This window comes from Gordonia mangrovi (genome assembly GCF_024734075.1).
GTDB classification, from domain to species: Bacteria; Actinomycetota; Actinomycetes; order Mycobacteriales; family Mycobacteriaceae; genus Gordonia; species Gordonia mangrovi.
The window spans coordinates 3,081,339-3,101,894 of sequence record NZ_CP102850.1; the positions used below are offsets into that span (position 1 = coordinate 3,081,339).

Annotated in this window: 21 protein-coding genes; 14 read left to right on the forward strand and 7 right to left on the reverse strand. The window is 67.1% G+C overall.

Features of this window, described 5'->3' with window-relative positions; all coding sequences use genetic code 11:
• Nucleotides 1–107: 107 nt before the first annotated feature.
• On the reverse strand, nucleotides 108–1,385 hold the full coding sequence (locus tag NWF22_RS13930; protein WP_160904197.1) for a lipase family protein: 1,278 nt from the start codon (nucleotides 1,383–1,385) through the stop codon (nucleotides 108–110).
• 396 nt (nucleotides 1,386–1,781) lie between these two features.
• Nucleotides 1,782–3,200 carry an acetate metabolism transcriptional regulator RamB gene (gene ramB / locus NWF22_RS13935; protein WP_160904198.1) on the reverse strand — a complete coding sequence of 473 codons (1,419 nt, stop codon included), beginning with the start codon at nucleotides 3,198–3,200 and terminating at the stop codon, nucleotides 1,782–1,784.
• A 95-nt stretch (nucleotides 3,201–3,295) separates the two neighbouring features.
• Here ramB and NWF22_RS13940 point away from each other — a divergent pair, with 95 nt between their 5' ends.
• The 4 genes from NWF22_RS13940 (at nucleotide 3,296) to NWF22_RS13955 (ending at nucleotide 7,784) form a co-directional block, all read left to right on the forward strand.
• A complete protein-coding gene (locus NWF22_RS13940; protein WP_258321144.1) occupies nucleotides 3,296–4,084 on the forward strand; it encodes a hypothetical protein in 789 nt (262 codons plus the stop codon).
• Between the two features lie 394 nt (nucleotides 4,085–4,478).
• The gene (gene aceA, locus NWF22_RS13945) at nucleotides 4,479–5,774 is read left to right on the forward strand and encodes an isocitrate lyase (protein ID WP_160904115.1); all 1,296 of its coding nucleotides are present in this window, start codon (nucleotides 4,479–4,481) and stop codon (nucleotides 5,772–5,774) included.
• 164 nt (nucleotides 5,775–5,938) lie between these two features.
• Nucleotides 5,939–6,823 carry a 3-hydroxybutyryl-CoA dehydrogenase gene (locus NWF22_RS13950; RefSeq protein WP_160904116.1) on the forward strand — a complete coding sequence of 295 codons (885 nt, stop codon included), beginning with the start codon at nucleotides 5,939–5,941 and terminating at the stop codon, nucleotides 6,821–6,823.
• A 235-nt stretch (nucleotides 6,824–7,058) separates the two neighbouring features.
• On the forward strand, nucleotides 7,059–7,784 hold the full coding sequence (locus tag NWF22_RS13955) for a heparin-binding hemagglutinin (protein WP_160904117.1): 726 nt from the start codon (nucleotides 7,059–7,061) through the stop codon (nucleotides 7,782–7,784).
• 194 nt (nucleotides 7,785–7,978) lie between these two features.
• Here NWF22_RS13955 and NWF22_RS13960 read toward each other — a convergent pair whose 3' ends face one another.
• Nucleotides 7,979–8,509, reverse strand: coding sequence for a helix-turn-helix domain-containing protein (locus NWF22_RS13960; RefSeq protein ID WP_160904118.1), 531 nt, complete (start codon nucleotides 8,507–8,509; stop codon nucleotides 7,979–7,981).
• 71 nt (nucleotides 8,510–8,580) lie between these two features.
• Here NWF22_RS13960 and NWF22_RS13965 point away from each other — a divergent pair, with 71 nt between their 5' ends.
• Nucleotides 8,581–9,783, forward strand: a complete 1,203-nt coding sequence (locus NWF22_RS13965) for a benzoate/H(+) symporter BenE family transporter (RefSeq protein WP_160904119.1) — start codon at nucleotides 8,581–8,583, stop codon at nucleotides 9,781–9,783.
• A gap of 59 nt (nucleotides 9,784–9,842) precedes the next feature.
• Here the strand turns inward: NWF22_RS13965 and NWF22_RS13970 are convergent, their stop codons facing one another.
• The 3 genes from NWF22_RS13970 to NWF22_RS13980 all read right to left on the reverse strand — a co-directional run bounded on the left by NWF22_RS13970 (nucleotide 9,843) and on the right by NWF22_RS13980 (nucleotide 12,128).
• Nucleotides 9,843–10,337 carry a copper chaperone PCu(A)C domain-containing protein gene (locus NWF22_RS13970; RefSeq protein ID WP_160904120.1) on the reverse strand — a complete coding sequence of 165 codons (495 nt, stop codon included), beginning with the start codon at nucleotides 10,335–10,337 and terminating at the stop codon, nucleotides 9,843–9,845.
• Between the two features lie 175 nt (nucleotides 10,338–10,512).
• Complete coding sequence (locus NWF22_RS13975; RefSeq protein ID WP_160904121.1) at nucleotides 10,513–11,304, reverse strand: SDR family NAD(P)-dependent oxidoreductase; 792 nt, start codon at nucleotides 11,302–11,304, stop codon at nucleotides 10,513–10,515.
• Complete coding sequence (locus tag NWF22_RS13980) at nucleotides 11,301–12,128, reverse strand: TetR/AcrR family transcriptional regulator (RefSeq protein ID WP_258321145.1); 828 nt, start codon at nucleotides 12,126–12,128, stop codon at nucleotides 11,301–11,303. The genes NWF22_RS13975 and NWF22_RS13980 overlap by 4 nt, the downstream gene beginning before the upstream one ends.
• 37 nt (nucleotides 12,129–12,165) lie before the next feature.
• Here NWF22_RS13980 and NWF22_RS13985 point away from each other — a divergent pair, with 37 nt between their 5' ends.
• From NWF22_RS13985 to NWF22_RS14010, 6 genes are all read left to right on the forward strand, one after another.
• Nucleotides 12,166–13,518 carry a DUF445 domain-containing protein gene (locus NWF22_RS13985; RefSeq protein ID WP_160904122.1) on the forward strand — a complete coding sequence of 451 codons (1,353 nt, stop codon included), beginning with the start codon at nucleotides 12,166–12,168 and terminating at the stop codon, nucleotides 13,516–13,518.
• Between the two features lie 65 nt (nucleotides 13,519–13,583).
• Entirely contained in the window at nucleotides 13,584–14,123 is a 540-nt protein-coding gene (locus NWF22_RS13990; protein ID WP_233751935.1) for a helix-turn-helix domain-containing protein, read from the forward strand.
• Nucleotides 14,124–14,125: 2 nt separating this feature from the next.
• Nucleotides 14,126–15,022 carry a heparin-binding hemagglutinin gene (locus NWF22_RS13995; RefSeq protein WP_160904123.1) on the forward strand — a complete coding sequence of 299 codons (897 nt, stop codon included), beginning with the start codon at nucleotides 14,126–14,128 and terminating at the stop codon, nucleotides 15,020–15,022.
• A gap of 58 nt (nucleotides 15,023–15,080) precedes the next feature.
• Nucleotides 15,081–15,374 carry a DUF2516 family protein gene (locus tag NWF22_RS14000; protein ID WP_160904202.1) on the forward strand — a complete coding sequence of 98 codons (294 nt, stop codon included), beginning with the start codon at nucleotides 15,081–15,083 and terminating at the stop codon, nucleotides 15,372–15,374.
• A 60-nt stretch (nucleotides 15,375–15,434) separates the two neighbouring features.
• Nucleotides 15,435–16,259: a MerR family transcriptional regulator gene (locus NWF22_RS14005; protein ID WP_160904124.1), complete on the forward strand. Its 825-nt coding sequence runs from the start codon at nucleotides 15,435–15,437 to the stop codon at nucleotides 16,257–16,259.
• Between the two features lie 90 nt (nucleotides 16,260–16,349).
• On the forward strand, nucleotides 16,350–17,465 hold the full coding sequence (locus NWF22_RS14010; RefSeq protein ID WP_160904125.1) for an alpha/beta fold hydrolase: 1,116 nt from the start codon (nucleotides 16,350–16,352) through the stop codon (nucleotides 17,463–17,465).
• On the opposite strand, the gene NWF22_RS14015 is transcribed toward NWF22_RS14010, so the two are convergent.
• Nucleotides 17,449–18,540 (reverse strand): UDP-N-acetylmuramate dehydrogenase, encoded by a 1,092-nt coding sequence (locus NWF22_RS14015; protein ID WP_373691900.1) that lies wholly within the window; start codon nucleotides 18,538–18,540, stop codon nucleotides 17,449–17,451. The genes NWF22_RS14010 and NWF22_RS14015 overlap by 17 nt on opposite strands.
• A gap of 46 nt (nucleotides 18,541–18,586) precedes the next feature.
• Here NWF22_RS14015 and NWF22_RS14020 point away from each other — a divergent pair, with 46 nt between their 5' ends.
• From NWF22_RS14020 to NWF22_RS14030, 3 genes are all read left to right on the forward strand, one after another.
• Nucleotides 18,587–19,081, forward strand: a complete 495-nt coding sequence (locus NWF22_RS14020; RefSeq protein WP_160904127.1) for a DUF2505 domain-containing protein — start codon at nucleotides 18,587–18,589, stop codon at nucleotides 19,079–19,081.
• A gap of 102 nt (nucleotides 19,082–19,183) precedes the next feature.
• A complete protein-coding gene (locus tag NWF22_RS14025) occupies nucleotides 19,184–19,693 on the forward strand; it encodes a DUF2505 domain-containing protein (protein ID WP_160904128.1) in 510 nt (169 codons plus the stop codon).
• 38 nt (nucleotides 19,694–19,731) lie between these two features.
• Nucleotides 19,732–20,481: a class I SAM-dependent methyltransferase gene (locus NWF22_RS14030; RefSeq protein WP_160904203.1), complete on the forward strand. Its 750-nt coding sequence runs from the start codon at nucleotides 19,732–19,734 to the stop codon at nucleotides 20,479–20,481.
• Nucleotides 20,482–20,556 lie beyond the last annotated feature (75 nt).

Below are 20,556 nucleotides of genomic sequence, written 5' to 3' on the forward strand. Positions count from 1 at the left end.
TCTAACAATCTTCCAAGGATTGTAAGTGTCGTGTCCGTGGCCGGCTGTGTCAGCAGGTCGGAATCACCCTGGTTCGCCCGTTTTGATGAACGGTTGGCCCGGGTTGGTCACGGGCATTCGTCGGGCGCCGACGATCCCTGAAGTCGCTGATCCAGCCAACTCAGGGCTTCGGGGTAGCCGAGGACCGCGGCTGTCACGTGTTCGCCGAACACCTCGCGGTAGGCCGCGCGAGCGCCCAGTCGGCACTGTTGTCGGTACAGCGCCCGCGCCCCGGCCGCGGGAATCCACCACTCGTGGGTGCCGTGATAGATGTACAGCGGCACGGCGGACCGTCGGTCGGCCATCGCGGAGATCCGGTAGATGCGTTCGGCCACCGGGGAGTGAAAAGGGTCCGGGTGGTTCGACAGGAGTTGCATCGGCCAGAACGTCTGACCCGCCAGTGCGGTAGGTATGGTGCACAGGTTCTTCAACGGCGACGACGCCAGCCAGCGCGCGAAATCGTTGGCCATCGTGAGTATTTCGGTGCGCTCACGGGCAATACCGAGTGTTGCGGCGTGGAAGAAGCCGGTGGCGAGGTTGGCATTCATGCTGCCGACGAGCAGTCGGAAGTCGGCTGGGACGCCGCCGAGTGTCGCGCCGACGACGCGCGACGCCAATTCCGGGGCGTATTCGCTCAGCAATCGGGCTGCGCCGCCCGTGGCGATCGCACCGCCGGAATAGCCGGTCATCACGATTCGCGGGGTACCGAACTGGTGGCGGTCGAGTGCGGCCATCGCTCGGATGGCGTCGAGCACCACATGACCGGCGACGATGGGCTCGGCGTAGGCCATCCGTGGGCCTTGGTGGTCGGGGACCAGCACCGTGTAGCCGCGCGCGAGGGCCAACTGCGTGGTCGGCGGAACGAGATCGGTCGGATTGGTGGCGATAGAAAAACCATGGGCCAGGGTGTATCCCGGTGTGCAGTGGGTGCCGAGCGAATCGATCGGGACATTGTTCACCACGATGGGGCGTGGCCGGTCGCGGTCTGTGGTGTCCGGTACGAGCACCGTGGCGGTGCCGAACGATGGGGCTCCCCCGGCATCGGTGCTGCGGAACTTCACAAGAGTTGCCGACCGGATGGGTGCGGTCACCACCGGCGCTGCGGTCGCGGTGACGTCTCGGGTGGTGATGATGTCGCCGGGTCGGGATCCGGCGAGGTTGTCGGGCCATCGGTCGAACATCGGATCGCCAGTGGCCGAGGGCAACACTGCCTCTCGTAGCTCCAGAACAGACCAGGGATATCCCTCGTCAACCGCGCGCCGCGGGATGCGGCCCAGGCGCGGGGTCGGGGCGTCGGGTACGAGGCCGTCGATGGCCGCAGGAATCTGCGGCGGGATGGGCATCATGTTCGGTGGTTCGGCCTGGCCGGGCGCCGCAACGACGCCGGTGGCGATGGTGATCACCGCGGCGGCGACCGCGGCACCAAGTAGTCGCGGTGGAACGATAGGTGCTCGACAGCGCGACAACATTCCCGACCATCCGGGCACCATGACGTGCTCCTTCTGTGTGAGGAGGTCCCCGTTGATCCCCTCACCCCACGACCGTAGGACCCAAAGCTGGTCAAACGTCCGGGACAGACGACCCACATACCAAACGTTATGGGACTGAGACGTGGTGCGTGCTCGTCATCGAGTGACGCCAAGCCGCGACTCGATCAGCGACGGGGGATTCGTCCTGGGGAGGGGGTGTCGGGTTTGGACGCCACTCGATCTGCGACCAAGGGCCTCAACCAGCGACGGCCGTCAGGTGGTCATGTACGGCGACACCGTGCTGCGGTGCTCATCGATCTGCAAGCTCGCGCCGAGTGCAGGAAACGCGCGTTGTGGGCAGTTCTGGCGTTCGCACACACGGCAGCCGGCGCCGATGGGAGTGATCCGTGCCTGTGGGCCGATCTCCAGGCCGTCGGAGTAGATCACCCGACCGGCATGGCGAAGTTCGCAGCCGAGTCCGATGGCGAAGGTCTTGCCCGGCTGGTTGTAGCGCGCCGCACGCCGTTCGACGGTGCGTGCGACCCAGAAGTAGTCCCGGCCGTCGGGCATCTCGGCGATCTGCGTGAGAATCTTGCCCGGCGAGGCGAACGTCTCGTAGACATTCCACAGCGGGCACGTGCCGCCGCTGGAGGAGAAATGGAAACCGGTGGCGGACTGTCGTTTCGACATGTTTCCGGCGCGGTCCACGCGCACGAATGTCCACGGGATGCCGCGCAGGTTCGGTCGCTGCAGCGTGGAGAGTCGATGGCAGATGGTCTCGTAGGAGACCGCGTAGAACGCCGACAGGCGTTCGATGTCGTACCGGAAATCCTCAGCCGCGCCATGGAATTGGCGGTAGGGGAGTACCACCGCCGCGGCGAAGTAGTTGGCGAGCCCGAGGAGAGCAAGCGACCGCGCCTCCTCGCTGGTGAAGTTGCCCTCGTCCACCAACCTGTCCATCAGATCGCTGTATTCGAGGTAGCCGAGTTCGGCGGCGAGCTTCATGGTGCGCTGACCGGCCGACAAGGCCGCGGAGAACTCGAGCCGGCGCGAATCGGGATCGAACCGGTGCAGGGTGTAGTCCCCGAGGTCCACGCGGCGGACGATCTGCACCCCGTGCACGGTCTCCAGGCGGTTGGCCACCTCGCGGCGGATGTCGGCCGAATGCATACGCATCCGAACCGTCATCTCCTCGGCCGCGACGTCGAGCTCGTGGATGTAGTTGCGTCGCTGATAGAAGTAGTCGCGCACCTCTTCGTGCGGTGCGGTGATGGATCCGCGCATGCTGCGATCGCCGCGTTCGTCGGTGGCGGCGGCGAGCTGGTCGGTCGCGATCCGATAGCGCTGATGCAGGTTCACCATCGCCTGGGCGATCTCCGGGTGAGCGGCCACCAGCGAACTGATCTGGTGGACCTCGACGGCGGCGGGCGGGGCCTCCACGTCGTCGTCGAGCAGCACCTCCCGTAATTCGGCAACCAGGCGGACGTTGTCCTGGGTGTCGAAGAATTCCTCGTCGATCCCGAATACCTCGGTGATCCTGGACAGCACCGGCACGGTCAACGGGCGCGCATCGTGCTCGATCTGATTGAGATACGACGGGGAGATCGACAGGCTCTGCGCCAGCGCCACCTGGGACAGACCGCGCTCGGACCTCAGCTGGCGGAGCCGTGATCCGACGTAGGTCCTGGTCATGCCCACCTCCTGCCGGAACTCATGGTCACGTGCGCGGACCGGCCCGAGCACGTCGGTCGGTCCATCCGCCTGCATGTTCAGGGTACGGTGACCGCGTGCGAGTCCGAGCGCTACGTGGCCGGGGGGCCTCGGTGATGGCAGCCGCCGCCCTGATGTCGACCGCCTCGCTGGTCGGTTGTGGCGACGGTGGTGCGCCGGCAGGCCCGGCATCCGTGGCTGCGGTCCCGGCCGACCTCCTACTCGCGACCGGCCGGCTGCCCGCCGGCTTCGCGCCGGTGCAGTTGTCGGTGTCCGACCTGGTGGAGGGCAATCGAGAACCGATCGAAGCGGCGGCCGAGGCCGATGTGTCGCCGCCGGACTGCCGGCCTACGGCCGATGCCGAACTCAACCCGGAGATCGACGCAGCGAACTCCGCAGTCCTGGCCGCACGCAGTTCGGCGGCCTCGCTCGTCGAACTGGTCACCACCGCGCAGCGGGACATCAGCGCCGACATCGCCACCTCGACCGGGCGTTGCGCGACCACCACGACGGTCATCGGGACGGGGAATCTACGCGGCGCGCGGATCGTGACCCGCTACACCGAACTACCCACACCACCGCAGGCGCGCGAGTCGGACCGACTCCGGCAATCGGTCCTGTTGCGATCGGATGTGACCACAACGCTGCCCGACGGGACCGCCACCACGCAGGTGGGCTTCGCCGGCTATGCGTTGCTCGTGCCGGACAGTGACACGACCGATTCCGGCGCTGCGGTGACCGTGCAGTTGACGGTGTCGGGGGAGTCCACGGCCGCATCCGATCCGCCCACCGACGCGCGGCCGCCGATGACCGACGCCGCCTTCGGGGCCCTCTTCGACGACGCCCTGAGTGCCGCGTCGCGCTGAGATCATGTCGGATTCGGTGTGAAAAGCGTCACAGTGCGATAGGTGCGTGCCGTAGTGCGGGGAAGTCGGGGGTGCGGCAGGTCCTACCGGCAGGTAGATTAAAAACCCAGTACGGGCGTACTTTTTGGCGGCGGCGTCTTGGATTTTGCAGATCGACGTTCGCAAACTTTGCAAAACTTCGCCGATGTGTGGCGCAATTTTGCAGCCGAAAGGGATTGGACCTGCAGGTTTCCCCTGTGGCACTCTTGTGTCAGACACCGACGGCGACGACGGATTTGTTCGCACAATTCGCGGCAAGCCTCCTGCCGACGGCATGTCTGACCGCAGATCGGCCCGGGCGCCACCGGGACGATGCATGACTGCCCGCGTCAATGAACTGAAAGCGAAGTAGGCAATGAGCAACGTCGGAAAGCCCCGCACCGCCGCGGAGATCCAGCAGGACTGGGACAGCAACCCGCGCTGGAACAACGTCAAGCGTGATTACACCGCCGAGCAGGTCGCCCAGCTCCAGGGTTCGGTCGTGGAAGAGCACACCCTCGCCCGTCGCGGCGCCGAGATCCTCTGGGACGGCGTCACCAAGGGTGACGGCAGCTACATCAACGCACTCGGTGCGCTGACCGGTAACCAGGCCGTGCAGCAGGTCCGTGCGGGCCTCAAGGCCGTGTACCTGTCCGGGTGGCAGGTCGCCGGTGACGCCAACCTCTCCGGCCACACCTACCCCGACCAGTCGCTCTACCCGGCCAACTCGGTGCCGAGCGTCGTGCGCCGCATCAACAACGCGCTGCTGCGCGCCGACGAGATCGCCCGCGTCGAGGGCGACGACTCGGTGGACAACTGGGTCGTGCCGATCGTCGCCGACGGTGAGGCCGGCTTCGGTGGCGCCCTCAACGTCTACGAGCTGCAGAAGGCCATGATCGCCGCGGGTGCCGCCGGCACCCACTGGGAGGACCAGCTCGCCTCGGAGAAGAAGTGCGGTCACCTCGGTGGCAAGGTGCTCATCCCGACCCAGCAGCACGTCCGCACCCTGAACTCGGCGCGTCTGGCCGCCGACGTCGCGGGCACCCCGACCGTCGTCATTGCCCGCACCGACGCCGAGGCCGCCACCCTCATCACCTCCGATGTGGATGAGCGCGACCGTGAGTTCATCACCGGTGAGCGCACCGCCGAGGGCTACTACCACGTCAAGAACGGCATCGAGCCGTGCATCGCGCGTGCCAAGTCGTATGCCCCGTACGCCGACATGATCTGGATGGAGACCGGCACCCCGGACCTCGAGCTGGCTCGCAAGTTCGCCGAGGCCGTCAAGTCCGAGTACCCCGACCAGCTGCTGTCCTACAACTGCAGCCCGTCGTTCAACTGGAGCAAGCACCTCGACGACTCCACCATCGCCAAGTTCCAGAACGAGCTGGGCGCCATGGGCTTCACCTTCCAGTTCATCACGCTGGCCGGCTTCCACTCGCTCAACTACGGCATGTTCGATCTGGCCTACGGCTACGCCCGTGAGCAGATGACCGCCTTCGTCGACCTGCAGAACCGTGAGTTCAAGGCCGCCGACGAGCGTGGCTTCACCGCCGTCAAGCACCAGCGCGAGGTCGGCGCCGGCTACTTCGACAACATCGCCACCACCGTCGACCCCAACACGTCCACCGCGGCGCTGAAGGGCTCGACCGAGGAAGGCCAGTTCCACTAGGAACTGCGCTCCTGGCGAGAAGCATCATCATCTCCAGATGAACCCGGGGTGGGCAGGGTGAACACCTTGCCCGTCCCGGGTTCGTCTTCTTCACCGGACATTCTGCGGCGGCACGGCTTTTCGCTGTGCTGCCGAATCAGCGTATCCATACCCGAGGAGTCGACATGGCAAGCGAGAAGATCTCCCGGGTCGGTGTCATCGGCGCCGGCCAGATGGGCGGCGGCATCGCGGAGGTCTGTGCGCGCGCCGACGTCGATGTGCTGGTGTACGAGTCGACGCGCGAACTCGTGGCCGCCGGCCGGACACGCATCCTGCGGTCGCTCGATCGCGGTGTCTCCAGCGGCAAGCTGACCGAGCGCGAGCGTGAGGACGCCGCCGGACGACTGCGCTTCACCTCCGATCTCGGCGACTTCGCGGACCGGCAACTCGTGTGCGAGGCCGTCATCGAGGACGAACTGGTCAAGACCGAGATCTTTGCCGATCTCGACAAGGTGGTCTCCGATCCGCTGGCGGTCCTGGCCTCCAACACCTCGTCGATCCCAATCATGAAGCTGGGTATGGCGACCCAGAACGCCGGCCGCGTCATCGGTATGCACTTCTTCAATCCAGTGCCGGTGCTCCCGCTGGTCGAGCTCGTCACCACCCTGATGACCTCCGACGACGTCAGTGCCCGAGCGGAGGCCTTTGCCCACGACGTTCTCGGCAAGCAGGTCGTACGGTCGGCCGACCGCTCCGGATTCGTGGTCAACTCGCTGCTCGTTCCCTACCTGTTGTCGGCAATTCGCATGGCGGAGAGTGGTTTTGCGACCGCTGAGGACATCGACAAGGCGATGGTGCTCGGCTGTGCCCACCCGATGGGGCCGTTGAAGTTGAGCGATCTCGTCGGCCTCGACACCGTGAAGGCCATCGCGGACAAGATGTACGAGGAGTTCAAGGAGCCGCTCTACGCGCCGCCGCCGCTTCTGCTGCGGATGGTGGAGGCGGGACGACTCGGCAAGAAGGCGGGGCACGGGTTCTATCGCTACGGCGACAGTGGCCTCACCAGGTAGGTCGGGCCGTCGGACGTCATCCATGTAGACGGCAGATCAACGTCACGTGACATCCGCCACCTGCGCTAGCACGGTGCTTGCATTTGCTAGCAAGACGTGGATACTGGGTAGTGGAACCAGACGGATACGTCGAGAACCACGGCGTCGTCGGGTGATCTCTGGGGGTGGTCATCCGCGAGAATCGCGACCTGGTGACCACGACTGACCTACCCGCATCACACAGGAGGTGTGAACCGTGAGTGAATCCACACGCACGCTGGCCAATCCCATCTATGCCGCCGTCGGCGCCGGAGACTACGTCGTCACGCAGTTCAATGACATTGTCGCGCAACTGCGCGAGCGCACCGAGTCCGCGACCGAGAGTGCGCAGACCCGCTTCGAGCAGACCCGCAGCGACGCCCAGACCCGCTTCGAGGAGGCTCGGACCCGCATCAACGCGCTTCCCGAGGAGCTTCCGGCTGAGATCGAGGAACTCCGTGGCAAGTTGACCTCGGATGAATTGCGCAAGTTCGCCGAGGGCTACCTCGACACCGCCACCGAGTTCTACAACTCGCTGGCCGAGCGTGGCGAGACGACCGTCGAGCGTCTTCGCCAGCAGCCCGTCGTCCAGGAGAACCTGGGACGTGCCGAGAAGTACTACAACGACGCCGTCGACATGACCGAAGATGCCCTCGGTGTGGTCTCCTCGCAGACCCGACTCGTCGGTGAGCGGGCCGCCAAGCTGACCAGCATCGTCAGCAGCCGCGTCGAAGACGTCGCCGCCGACATCGAAGAGGCCGGCGAGGCCGTCAAGTCCGAAACCGCCGACGTGGCTTCGGAGATCAGCGGCGCGGCCGGCACGGTGGAGGGCAAGGCCCGCACCTCGTCGTCGTCGCCGGCGAAGAAGGTGTCGGCAGCCAAGAAGGCTCCGGCCAAGAAGGCGCCCGCCAAGAAGGCTCCGGCCAAGAAGGCCACCAGCTGATCTGAGCAGATCGCATACGAATCTCGGTCCCGCTCACCCGATGTGGTGAGCGGGACCGAGTTGTCTGCACGGTCTGCGGGATATGGCTGCGGTACCGGTGGTCGGTCGAGACGATAATTGTCGGCGCCAACCGCTGTGGCCGCAGCTGGATACGACGTCGGCGGTAAGTGATGCGGTCGGCATCCGACGGGCCGCTACGTGCCGGGCGAGCGAATTGTCAGGACCGCGTGGACCGGCTCGTCTCCGCTTCGGTAGCTGTGCTCGACGTCGCTGCGCCACGTGATCGAGTCGCCGGACGCTGCCGTGCTTTCGGCCCCTACCGGGCCGGCGGTGAGTTCGCCCTGCACCACGAGGATGTATTCGGTGACCCCGGGCCCGTGCGCCGGGGACACCCGGGTGGCGCCTGGCAGCACGGTGAGCCAGACCACCTCGGTGGTCGCCCCGTCGGGATGGTGCTCCACGTGCAGTACGCGCGCGCGGAGGTGATCGCCGCTGCCTTCGGTCCCGGCCTCCTCGCCCAGCAGCGCCGTCAGTGGTACCCCGAGCGGGCCTGCGATGGCATACAGGGTGTCCAGGGTGGGATTGCGCCGGCCCGACTCGATCTCCGACAGCGAGCCCTTGCCGATACCCGCACGCCGGGCAAGCTCGGACAGCGACATGCCGCGCTCCGATCGGGTGGCGGCGATGCGGCTGCCGACGGCGCGGCGGCGTTCGTCGATGGTCACGGTCGCCTTTCGGGCTGTCGTTCCGTGTGCGGAACGTTCTGTTTACGGAACGTCTGCCGTATGGTGCTCGGGTGACCATCACAGCACAAAGCGGATTGCGCGAGCCGATCGTCGCCGGCATCGTCACGGCGCTGGTCGGCTTCACCTCGTCATTCGCCGTGGTGATCGCGGGCCTGCGGGCGGTGGGTGCGACTCCGGAACAGGCGGCCTCGGGTCTGTTCGCGCTCACCGTGGTGTTCGGGATCGGCATCATCGTGCTCAGTGTCCGGTCGCGCGCACCGATCACCCTGGCGTGGTCGACCCCCGGTGCGGCGCTGCTGGTCAGCATGGGTGCGGGCCACGACGCCGGATGGGCCGCCGCCGTCGGCGCGTTCCTGGTCGTCGGCGGGCTGATCCTGCTGGTCGGGCTGATCCCGGTGCTCGGCGACCTGATCTCTCGTATTCCGACGCCGATCGCGCAGGCGATGCTCGGTGGCGTGCTGTTGTCGCTGTGTCTGGCGCCGATGGAGTCGCTGGCCGCCGAGCCACTGCTGACGCTTCCGGTCCTGATCGCCTGGTTGGTCGCGACGCGGGTGGTGGCCCGGTGGGCGTTGCCGCTGACGCTGCTCACCGCGCTCGTCGTCATCGCGGTGTACGTGTGGGGTCACGGGACCGAACAGCCGGTGGAGTCGACGTGGCTCCCGTCGCTGTCGTGGACCACCCCACAACTCGATGTCGCGGCGATCGCGGGCATCGCGATCCCGCTGTTCGTGGTGACGATGGCCTCGCAGAACATCCCGGGGGTCGCAGTGTTGTCGTCGTTCGGCTACGCCACACCGTGGCGGGCGGCGATGACGGTGACCGGAGCCGGTACCGCTGTCATTGCGCCGTTCGGTGGGCACGCGATGAACCTCGCCGCGTTGTCGGCGGCGCTCGCGGCCGGGGAGGAGGCCGGACCGGACCGATCTCGTCGGTGGATCGCCGGGGTCTCCGCCGGGGTGGGTTACCTCGTGCTGGCCGTGCTGTCCGGGGCGTTGGTCACCGTCGCCACCATCGCACCCGGAGGTCTGGTGGAAGCCGTTGCCGGACTAGCGCTTCTGGGTACCTTCGCGGCCGCGCTGGTGGGCGCGTTCACGGCCGTCGAGACGCGGATACCCGCGGCGCTGACCTTCGTGGCGGCGGCGTCCGGACTCACCTTCCTCGGCATCGGCGGCGCGTTCTGGGGTTTGGTGATCGGGTTGGTCACCCACGCCGCGCTGCGCGCCACAACCTCTGCCCCGTCGACCGGGCGCTGATTCTCGTGGCGGAAAACAGCGCCCACTCAACCGGACTCGGTGTGTGATCGGGCGATGTCTCACGCGGCCGGGCAGGCCTCCACGGGGACCATGATCTCGATCGGGTCGCGATCGGCGAAGGTGAAGGTGACGCTGAACGACTGACCGGGCTCGGCGTTTTCGCGGAGACCACGCAGGGTGGTGGTGAATGCCGGATCGCCGGGGGCGAGGTCCGCGCCGTCGACTCCCGAGTTGATCTCGGACTGCGGTGCGATGGTCTTCGGTCCGGGCGGGGTCATCTCGGCGGACTCGGCGACATCGGTGGTGATCCCGGTGAACGTCGCGGAGTCGGTGTCGGAGATGTTGGACACGATGTAGCGGAAGCCGGCGTCGTCGCCGACCTGCAGGGCGCACAGTCCCTCGACGTTTTGCGGTGTGATGAAGGCGTTCTCGATGCTCACCGGGTCGGTTTCCGATCCGGAACCGCGATTGGGCGAACCCCCTTCGGGGTCGGTGGTGCATGCGACAGCGAGGAGGGCCACGCCGCCGATCAGAGTGATGGCTCGTGTTCTCATGTCGCCGACGGTAGGTGGTGCGGCGCAGGATAGGAGCACGGGGCGATAACGATTCGATGACGGTGAGAGACTCGGTCGCCGCTCCATGTGGCGGGTGGCATAGGCGGCCGATCGACCGAAAAGAGCGTCCGGTCAACGGAAAACCGTGCCCAGGCAACGAGGCTGGGAAGGGCCGTCAGAGCGCGGCGGGTGGGAACAGTGGTCCGCCACCGAACGCGGTCCGATGCGACTCGGGTGGCGTGCCGTCGCTGTTCGCCAGCCCGTAACCGGCGCCGAGTTCGGCGGTGATCAGCGTGTGGCCGTTGAACTCGTCGAGCCGGGGGTCGTCGGCAAGGGTGGCGATGACCCGGCCGACGAACTCCGGGTCCTCGGCGCGGTGCAGGGAAAAACCGGCGAACTCGTCGACCCCGAGTGACAGCAACAGTTCGGTGCGGATCAACCCGAGCCACAACGACACCGCCGTCACCCCGGTGCCGGCCAGTTCGTGCCCCATGTCGAAGGCCATCTTGTCCAGGGCTGCTTTGCTCATCCCGTACAACACCGAATGCAGATGCCCGCGCGAGCCGAACGACGATATCGATGCGATCAAACCGCTGCCGCGATCCACCATCATCTGCGCCGCATGAACCGAGGCGACATAGTGTGCGCGCAGCCCGACGCCGACGAGGGAGTCCCAGTCGTCGACCGGGCGTTCCCAGAACTTGTCGGCGAAACCGCCGAACCCGCGTGGCGCCGCCCACGCATTGTTGACCAGCAGATCGAGGCTGTCGGTGTCGCGTTCGATCTGCGTGAAGACGTCCGCGACGGCCTCGTCGTCGGTGTGGTCACAGACCAGCGCGATGGCACCGTCGGGGCCGGTCCCGTGTCGCGACGTCACATAGACGGTCCAGCCGGCCGACACCAGCGCCGTCGCGACACCGTGTCCCACTCCGCGACTGCCGCCGGTGACCAACGCGGTCGAACTCATCGGCCTTCCTCGGTCGAGCCGCCGGCCGGGTGTCCGGTGTGCGCAGGTGTGTGATCGGCCACCTCGGGCAGCGGCGGCGGGTGGGCGATGAACGCCTCGCGGGAACCGTTGACCGCGGCGATGCCCACGATGGTGCTCCACGAGAGCATCGTGAGGTAGTCGATCAGGTCGTCGACCGGCATGGAGCGGTCGGTCATCCACCAGTCGACGGCGCGCTGGATCGCGCCGACCAACGCGTTGGACCACACCTCGGCGCCCGAGGTGTCGGCGTCGCGTTCGGTCATCCGGATGACCAGCACGTTGGTCATCAACTGGGCAACCAACTTCTCCGAATCCGCGGTCGCGACCGACGACGGCGCACCGGTCAGCGCGAATTTGTACAGATTCGGTTCGTCGGCGACCGCCGTCACGTAGACCCCGACGACCGTGCGGGTCAGCGTGTACTCGTCCACATCGTCGGTGATCGCCTCGGTGAGCCGCGGCAGGAGGGTGGACTCGAAGAACCGTACGGCGGTCGCGACCGCGAGGTCGTTCTTGTCGGAGAAGTAGCGATAGAGCACGGTCTTGGACACCCCGATGTGCGCGGCGATCTCGTCCATGCCGATGTCGGCGCCCAGCTCACGAACGGCGCGGATCGTGCCGTCGGTGAGTTCGGATCGGCGGGCCACCTTGTGCTTCTCCCACCGCTGCCGCCGCCCGTCCGGCTTGTCGCCGGAGTCGGTGACGGTGTTCAGCAAGGCGTGCTCCAGACCCCGGGTCACGTTCGCGGCGGCAGCCACGGCGGCGCGGGCGGCCGCTGCCGGACTCGAACGGTTGGGCGTCACCTGGCCAGCCTAGTGGGTGGCAGGTAAAACTGGTTCAATGCCGCCCACAGTCATTTCGGACGTCTCGGGTACCCCTGATCGTCCACCCGAGGCGGAGCCACCGCGGCCCGCCCTCGGCTTCGGAGCCGACGGGCCGGGGGACGCCGCGCGCCGCCGCGACCTGCGTCGGATGAAGGTCGTGGCCACCGGATTCCTGCTGTTCGCGGCAGTGGTCTATCTGTTCACCCGCTACCTCGAGCACCGTGACGGGACCGATGTCGCCGGTTGGGTCGGCTACGTCCGGGCCGCGTCGGAGGCCGGCATGGTCGGTGCCCTGGCCGACTGGTTCGCGGTCACCGCACTCTTCAAACATCCGCTCGGTCTGCCGATTCCGCACACCGCGCTGATCCGCAAGAAGAAGGACGACATCGGCGATCAGCTCGGCGGGTTCATCGAAGAGAACTTCATGACCCCGGAGGTGATCGAGCACCGGGCGCGCAACCTGGACCTGCCCCGACGGTTGTCCACGTGGCTGGCCGACCCCGTGAACGCACCACGGGTGTCCGACGAGGCGGCCCGCCTGATCGCGCTGGCCGCGGAGATGCTGCGCGACGAGGACATCGAGAAGCTCATCGAGCACGCGATCACGTGGGCCGGAGAGCCGGAATGGGCGCAACCGCTCGGGCGGGTGCTGGAGCAACTGATCGCCGAGGACCGCCTGGAACCGGTCTTCCAGCTCGCCTGCGACCGGGCACACGACTGGGCACTGGGCAGCCAGGACCTCATCGACCGGGTCGTCGACCAAGACGTCGGACCGTCGTGGAAACCGAAGTTCGTGAACGTGCTCCTTGGCGACCGCATCTACCGCGAACTCGTCGACTTCACCTACAAGGTGAAGGTCGATCCGCAGCATCAACTGCGCCGGTCCATGCACACCTTCGTCGATCAGTTCGCCGATGATCTCCAGCACGACCCGGACACCATCGCCCGGTTCGAGAAGATCAAGCAGGAACTGATCGGGCGCGACGAGGTCTCCGACGCCGCGTCGACCGCGTGGAAGACCGGCAAGGCCGTGATCGAACAGATGCTCACCGACCCCAACAGCACGCTGCGCAACTCGCTGTCGAACGCCACGATCGAGTTGGCGATCCGCATCCGCGACGACCGGCCGCTGCAGGAGAAGATGAACGGCTGGGTGATCCGTGCCGCACGCCACATCGCGGAGAACTACTCCCAGGAGATCATCTCGGTGATCACCGAGACCGTGCGCGGCTGGGACGCCGACGACACCAGCCGCAAGATCGAACTGCAGGTCGGACGCGATCTGCAGTTCATCCGGATCAACGGCACCGTGGTGGGTGCACTCGCCGGTCTCGTCATCTACACCGTGTCGGTGCTCATTTTCGGCTGAGCCGTCTGCTTGCACGTGTTAGCACACCCGCAGATACTGGTGAGCAGGATCGACACGGGAGAGTGATGGAGCCGGACGACAACGAGGTGCCCGAACCCGTCGAGCCCGTCGACGGTGAAGGTGACGTCCAGGCGCCCGCCGAGCACCCCGGCGACGAGGACCCCGGCGACGAGCACCCCGGCGACGAGGACACCGACGGCGGGGCGAGTGGTCCGGTGGAGACCGTCGAAGCGGTGGCGACCGCCGCCCAGGACGCGGTGGCAACGGCCGCGCAGGACATCGGTGGCTTCATCCGGACGCAGCGGATGGCCGCCGAGGTGTCGTTGCGGCAGCTCGCCGAACGCGCGGGTGTCTCCAACCCGTACCTGAGCCAGATCGAACGAGGCCTGCGCAAGCCGTCGGCCGATGTGCTCGCCCAGATCGCGAAAGGGCTGCGGCTGTCCGCAGAGGTGCTCTATGTGCGCGCGGGCATCCTGGAGGAACGACCGGCAAGCCCGGTGCGTGACGCACTCCTCGCCGACGACTCGATCAGTGAACGCCAGAAACAGATGCTGCTCGAGATCTACGAGTCGTTTCGGAAAGAGAACACCGACGTCAAGGAGTGAACATGCCCGAGAATCCCTTGAACACGGTCATCGCGCAGGTGACCGCGTTGCTCACCGATCTGCGTGAACGCAGCGAGGCCGCCGGGGAGGAGGCGCAGAAACGTCTCGGCGAGGCCCAGTCCCGCGCGCAGAACCGCGTGGACGAAACCCGGGATTCGGCACTGACGGTGTTCGAGGACGCCAAGAACCGGCTGTCCTCGTTGCCGGTGGAAGTGCCCACCGAGATCGACGACCTGCTGACCCGCTTCAGCCCCGACGAATTGCGCAAGGTGGCCGAGGCGTATCTGGCGGTGGCGGCCGGTCTGCTGACGGCGCTGTCGGAGCGCGGCGAGGAAGTCGTCGAGCGACTGAAGTCCCAGCCGATGGTCGAGGAGAACCTGCCCCGGCTGGAGAAGGTGTACAACGACGCGCTCGGTCTCACCGAAGACGCACTGGGCACCATCTCGACCCAGACGCGTGCGGTCGGGGAACGCGCGGCCACCATGGCGGGCCTGACCTCCGGCAGCACCGACGAGGTGACTCTCGACGAGTCCGGCGCCGCGTCTGCAGCGACGGCTCCCGCCAAGAAAGCCCCGGCGAAGAAGGCTGCGGCGAAGAAGGCATCCGCGAAGAAGGCTGCGGCGAAGAAGTCGCCCGCGAAGAAGGCCGAGGCGAAAGAGGCCACGCCAAAGAAGGCTCCGGCGAAGAAAGCACCCGCGAAGAAGGCCGCGGCAAAGAAAGCCCCGGCGAAGAAGGCACCCGCCAAGAAGGCACCCACGAAGAAGGCCGAGTCCGTACAGGAGCCGGTGAAGAAGGCGGTGGCGAAGAAGGCGGCGAAGAAGGCGGCCACCACCGCACCCGCAAAGAAGGCCCCGGCGAAGAAGACCCCGCCGCAGCGGATGACCCCCGACGAGGTCTGACCCCGGACGAACTTACGAACAGCACCACTAAGCTGGTGTCGTGGACCTGTTGAGTGTGATGGCCTACGGGCAGAACCTGATCTTGCTGCTGCTGACCCTGGCGGCCGGTGTCGCCGCGGCGGTGGCGTTGCTCCACGCCGCCCTCCAACGCAAGGACGCGTTCCCGGCGGTCGACCGGCAGAGCAAGGTGATCTGGGTGTCGATTCTGGCTGCGGCGACCCTGTTCATCTGGTTGTTCGGTGCGGTCAACTTCCTCGGCATCATCGGTGTGGTGGCGATGCTCGTCTACCTGGTCGATGTCCGACCGCGCGTTGACGACATCCAGGGCAAGCGCTGGTTCAGCAAGCGGTAGTGACCCGCCCGGTCCGGCCGGGTGGTGAGGCGACATGACTCAGGGCAATAGACTGGCGAGGTGGCCGAGTACCGGATCAACGACCTGGCAGAGGCGTCAGGTGTCAGCGTGCGCAACATTCGCGTCTATCAGGACCGCGGGCTGTTGCCGTCGCCGACGATCCGCGGCCGCACCGGTTGGTACTCCGACGAACATCTGGTCCGGCTCAATCTGATCTCCCGCATGCTCGAACGCGGGTACACCTTCGCCACCATCAGTGAGTTGTTGCACGCCGCGCACTACGGGATGCGGGTCGAACAAGTGCTGCGCGGGGCCCCCAGGGGCGGTCGCTTCCGCAACTTCAAGCGGGCGGCCACGATCACCATCACCGAGCTGCGCAAGACGTTGAACGCGACCGACCGCTCCATCGCGCTCAGTCAGAAGTTGGGTCTGCTGGTCAAGGACGGCGCGCACTACGCGATCCGCAATCCGGAACTGCTCGAAGGGGCCGAGACCCTCGTCAAGGCCGGGATCGACATCGACCTGCTGCTCGACCGCTGGGTGCGGGTGCAGGACGATCTCGAGGACGTCGCCAAGAGCTTCGTGTCGATCATCACCGACAAGTACTTCGACGAGAACCTGCCCGACCTGGGCGAGGAACAGGTCAGCAAGATGGCCGAACTCATCCAGACCGTCCGCCCGATGGCCCACGACATCGTCGAATCGACGTTCCGCAAAGCCCTCGACCAGCAGATCTCCGCGGCCATCGGGGAGGCCAGCACCTACTTCGACGCGACCGCGCCGAGTTCCGATGAGGGCTCGGACGCCGGTGTCGATGCCGGGGTGCGTGAGCCGACGGCCGACGGGGCACAGGCACCACGAGACGTCGGTGACCGGGTGGACTGAGCGCCACGCGGACTGCACGTGGTGATGGCTGCCGGGGAACCGAACCACAGGGGATCCGAACCACAGGGGAACCGAACCACAGGGGGAACGATGAGCAAGAAGGCAACGACGATCCGGTCGAGACGAAAGCGCGCGCTCGCGATCGCGGCCGGCGCGGTCGCCGCCGTGGGCGTGGGTGTCCTGGCCGCGGGGGTGGGCACCATAATCGCCGGGATGCTGCGCGATGCATTCCGCGCGCAGCGGGCCGTCGACGACGGCCCGGACGATCTGCTCGGCGTCCCGTCGGACCCGCCGCGCCGGATGACGGTCGAGACGACCGGCGGCGCGCGGCTCAACGTCGAATGGTACGGCCCCGACGACACCGATCACGACGTCGTGGTGATGGTGCACGGCTGGACCTGCAACACCGCCTACTGGTATCCGCAGATCAATCACCTCGCCGGGCACCGGCCCGTCGTCGCCTACGACCAGCGCGGTCACGGCAAGAGTGAACTCGGCCGGGTGCGGCCGACCGTCGCCATGTTGGGTCAGGACCTGAACCGGGTGCTCGACGCGGTGGTTCCCGCCGGCCGACGAGCGATCCTCGTCGGACACAGCATGGGCGGCATGACGATCATGTCGTGGGCGGCCCAGAACGCCGACGAGGTGTCGTCGCGGGTGTCGTCGGTGGTGTTGACCTCCACTGCCGCCACAGCGGTCCTGCAGAACCATCTGCTCATCCCGGTGGGGCTGCCCCGCTACACCAAACCGTTCGAAGCGACCGTCGGCAAGCTCGTCACGTCGACGCCGATCCCGGTCCCGCATATCGACGGCGCCACCTGGCTGTCGCACTACATCGCGCTGGGTTCGCAGGCACGCAAGGCACACGTCGACTTCGTCGACAACATGATCACGGCGTGCCCGCCGCGTTCGCGGGCCGGCTGGGGCTCGGCGATGGGCAAACTCGACGTCACCGCCGGGCTCGACGCCCTGCGTGTGCCGACAACCGTCGTGGTCGGCACCGAGGACCGGCTCACTCCGCCGGCACATGCCGAGCAGATGGCAGAGGTGTTGCGGCGCAACGGTGCGCTGCGTGACCTGGTCATCATGGAGAACGTCGGCCACATGGCGAGCATCGAGGCGGACGTGCGCTACAACGAACTGCTCGACGAGGTGCTGGCCGAGACCGCACGCCCCGAACCGGCCGGGTCTACAGCTCGCAGTTGACCAGCACCGGCTCCGGATGCAGCGTGACGCCGAATGCGTCGTGCACCCCGTCGCGGACCGTCCGGGCCAGATCGAGCAGATCCGCGGTCCGCGCCGTACCGCGATTGGTCAGCGCCAGCGTGTGTTTCGTCGACAGTCGGGCCGGCGCGTCCGGCCCCGGATATCCGCGGGTGAAACCCGCGCGCTCGATGAGCCACCCGGCCGACAACTTGATCCCGCCGTCGGCGGGGTAGGTCGGTACCCGGGTCTCGGTCCCGACTCGTGCGGCGATGCGGTCGAGCACCTGCGCCGCGTCGTCGTCGGACACGATCGGGTTGGTGAAAAACGAACCCGCGCTCCAGGTGTCGTGATCGTCGGCGTCGAGGACCATGCCCTTGCCGCGTCGCAGCGCCAGCACCTGGTCACGTACCGCCTCCGCGTCAGCCGTCGCACCGGGGTCGATGCCCAGCGCGCTCGACAATTCGCCGTAGCGCACCGGCATGCTGACCCGATCGGCGTTGAGCCAGAACGACACCGCGAGTACTACCTGATCGTCGCGGTGTTTGAGATTGCTGGTGCGATAACCCAGTTCGAGCGTGCTCGGGGAAACCCAGTGGCGCTCGCCCGAGCGGCGGTCCAGCAGTTCCACGCTGCGCAGCAGATCGGCCACCTCGACGCCGTAGGCGCCCACGTTCTGCACCGGGGTCGCACCGGCAGCGCCGGGGATTCCCGAAAGACATTCCAGCCCACCGAAGCCCGACTCGACGGTGGCGGCGACGAGATCGTCCCAGCCGACGCCGGCCTCGGCGGTGACGTACGGGGAGGTGTCCTCACTGCCGAACACCACGTCGGACGTCTCGATGAGCACCACGATGCCGTCGAAGCCCTCGTCGGCGACGACGAGATTCGATCCACCGCCGACCAGCAGACAGCGCTGCCCGGCACGGTCGAGGGTGGTGATCGCCTCCACCAGGCCGGCGGTCTCACGGCATCGCCGGACCGCACGGGCCGGCCCACCCAGGCGCAGCGTCGTCATCGTCGACAGCCGGGTGTCCGCGGTTGTCGGTGTCCCGCGGTGGGGGCCGGTCTCACTCACCCGTGTAACGGTAGCCGGGCCCGCCCGCTCCGGTAGTGTCCCCCTCATGGCGAGCACGATGGAACACACGGTGTCCTATCCCTTCTCGGTACAGCGGCTATGGGAGGTCCTCTCCTCGGAGACGTATTGGCGCGATCTCCTCGAGGCCATCAACTCCAGCCACGGAAAGCTCGAATCGTTCGAGGTCGCCGGCGACACGGTGACCGTCGCGATGCAACAGGGGGTACCGGCGGACAAGCTGCCGTCCATTGTGTCCAAGGCGCTCAACGGCGACGCACAGATCCCGCGGCGGAACACGTTCCGGCTCGCCGGCGACCAGATCACCGGTGAGATGACCGCCACTGTGTCCGGGGCGCCGGCGAAGGTCGCGGGCACCGTCGTCACCGGCGGCGATCCGGCCACCACCCGTTATACGGCCGAGGTCGACGTCAGTGTGCCGTTCGTCGGCGGGAAGATCGAGAAGGCCATCATCGACCAGCTCGTGGAGCTGCTCGATGCCGAACACGAGCAGACCATCACCTGGGAGGCGGGCCACCGGTAGGGCCCGATCCGGACGCCATTGGGCCGGGGCGGGCCCGCGAAGTGGGCCGACGCGTCACCGATGAATTGGGATGCAACGAATCGGTAACGTAGCCTGGTCGCCATGGCACGACGGCTCAGCTACTCGGCGCGCTTCACCCAGCCCGCGGAGACGCTCTATCAGGCACAGAGCACCCGCCAATACTGGGATGACATGATGGCGGGTTTCCAGATGATCTCTCCGCACTGCGCGGTCGAGTCCTTCACCTCCGACGAGACCGGGCTGAAGGTGATCCTCAAACAGACGATCGGCCGTGATCAGCTCCCACCGCTCGCGCAGACCGTGTTGATGAAGGACATGGTCATCACCCGCGAGGAGACCTTCGGCCCGTATGACCCCGACAACACCAAGGGCGACTACACGGCGTCGATCCCGGCCGGACCGGGCAGCCTGCAGGGGTGGCAGGAACTGTTCCCCACCGAGACCGGCTGCACCATCCGCAAGACCACCGAGGTCAAGGTGTTCATCCCGTTCGTCAACGGCAAACTCGAGCAGCTGATGCTGGTCAACCTCGTCGACCTGTTCCGCGCCGAAGCCGAATACGCGGCCGACTGGGTCAAGAAGAACCTCTGAGCGTCGGCGGGTCCGGTCACGGCAGACCACTCGGTCGCATCACCCGAGGCACCACCAACATCAACCGGCTCCGCCGGGTGGACCGGTGGATGGCGCACGACGCGGGGATCGGCGCGGCCCTCGGTTCGGTGGCTCGGCCCCTGGTGGTCGACCTCGGCTACGGGGCGCGCCCCGTAACGACCGTCGAGATGGCGCGGCGGCTGCGGACCATCGCACCCGACCTGCAGATGGTCGGCCTGGAGATCGACCCCGAACGCATCGTGGACGCCCGCGACGGCGTCCGGTTCGCACTCGGCGGTTTCGAGCTGGCCGGACTGCGGCCGCAGTTGGTGCGGGCCTTCAACGTGTTGCGGCAATACGACGAGGACGAGGTGGCTGCATCGTGGTCTCGGATGCGACACGCGCTGGCCCCGGGCGGACTCATCGTGGAGGGCACCTGCGACGAGATCGGTCGTCGCTGCTGTTGGGTCGTCCTCGACGCCGACGCGCCGCGCACCCTGACGCTGAGCTGGTCGCCCGAGCACACCGGCAGGCCCTCCGAACTCGCGGAGCGCCTGCCGAAGGCGTTGATCCACCACAACGTGCCCGGCAAACCGATCCACGAGCTGCTGACCCGGGCCGATCGTGCGTGGGATGTGGCCGCGAGCCATGCCGCCTACGGCCCCCGCACCCGGTGGCGACAGGCGCTGACGACGATGCGTGCGGACGGCGTCCCGATCGTCGTCGGTCGCGGCCGGTCCGTCGACAACGTGCTCACCGTGCCGTGGTCGGTGGTCGCGCCCCACTGATCCGCAGTCGCTGATGCGGGTCATCTGATCGTGCGAACGCGCAGCACCGAGCCGGTTGTCACCGGCGTCTGGGTC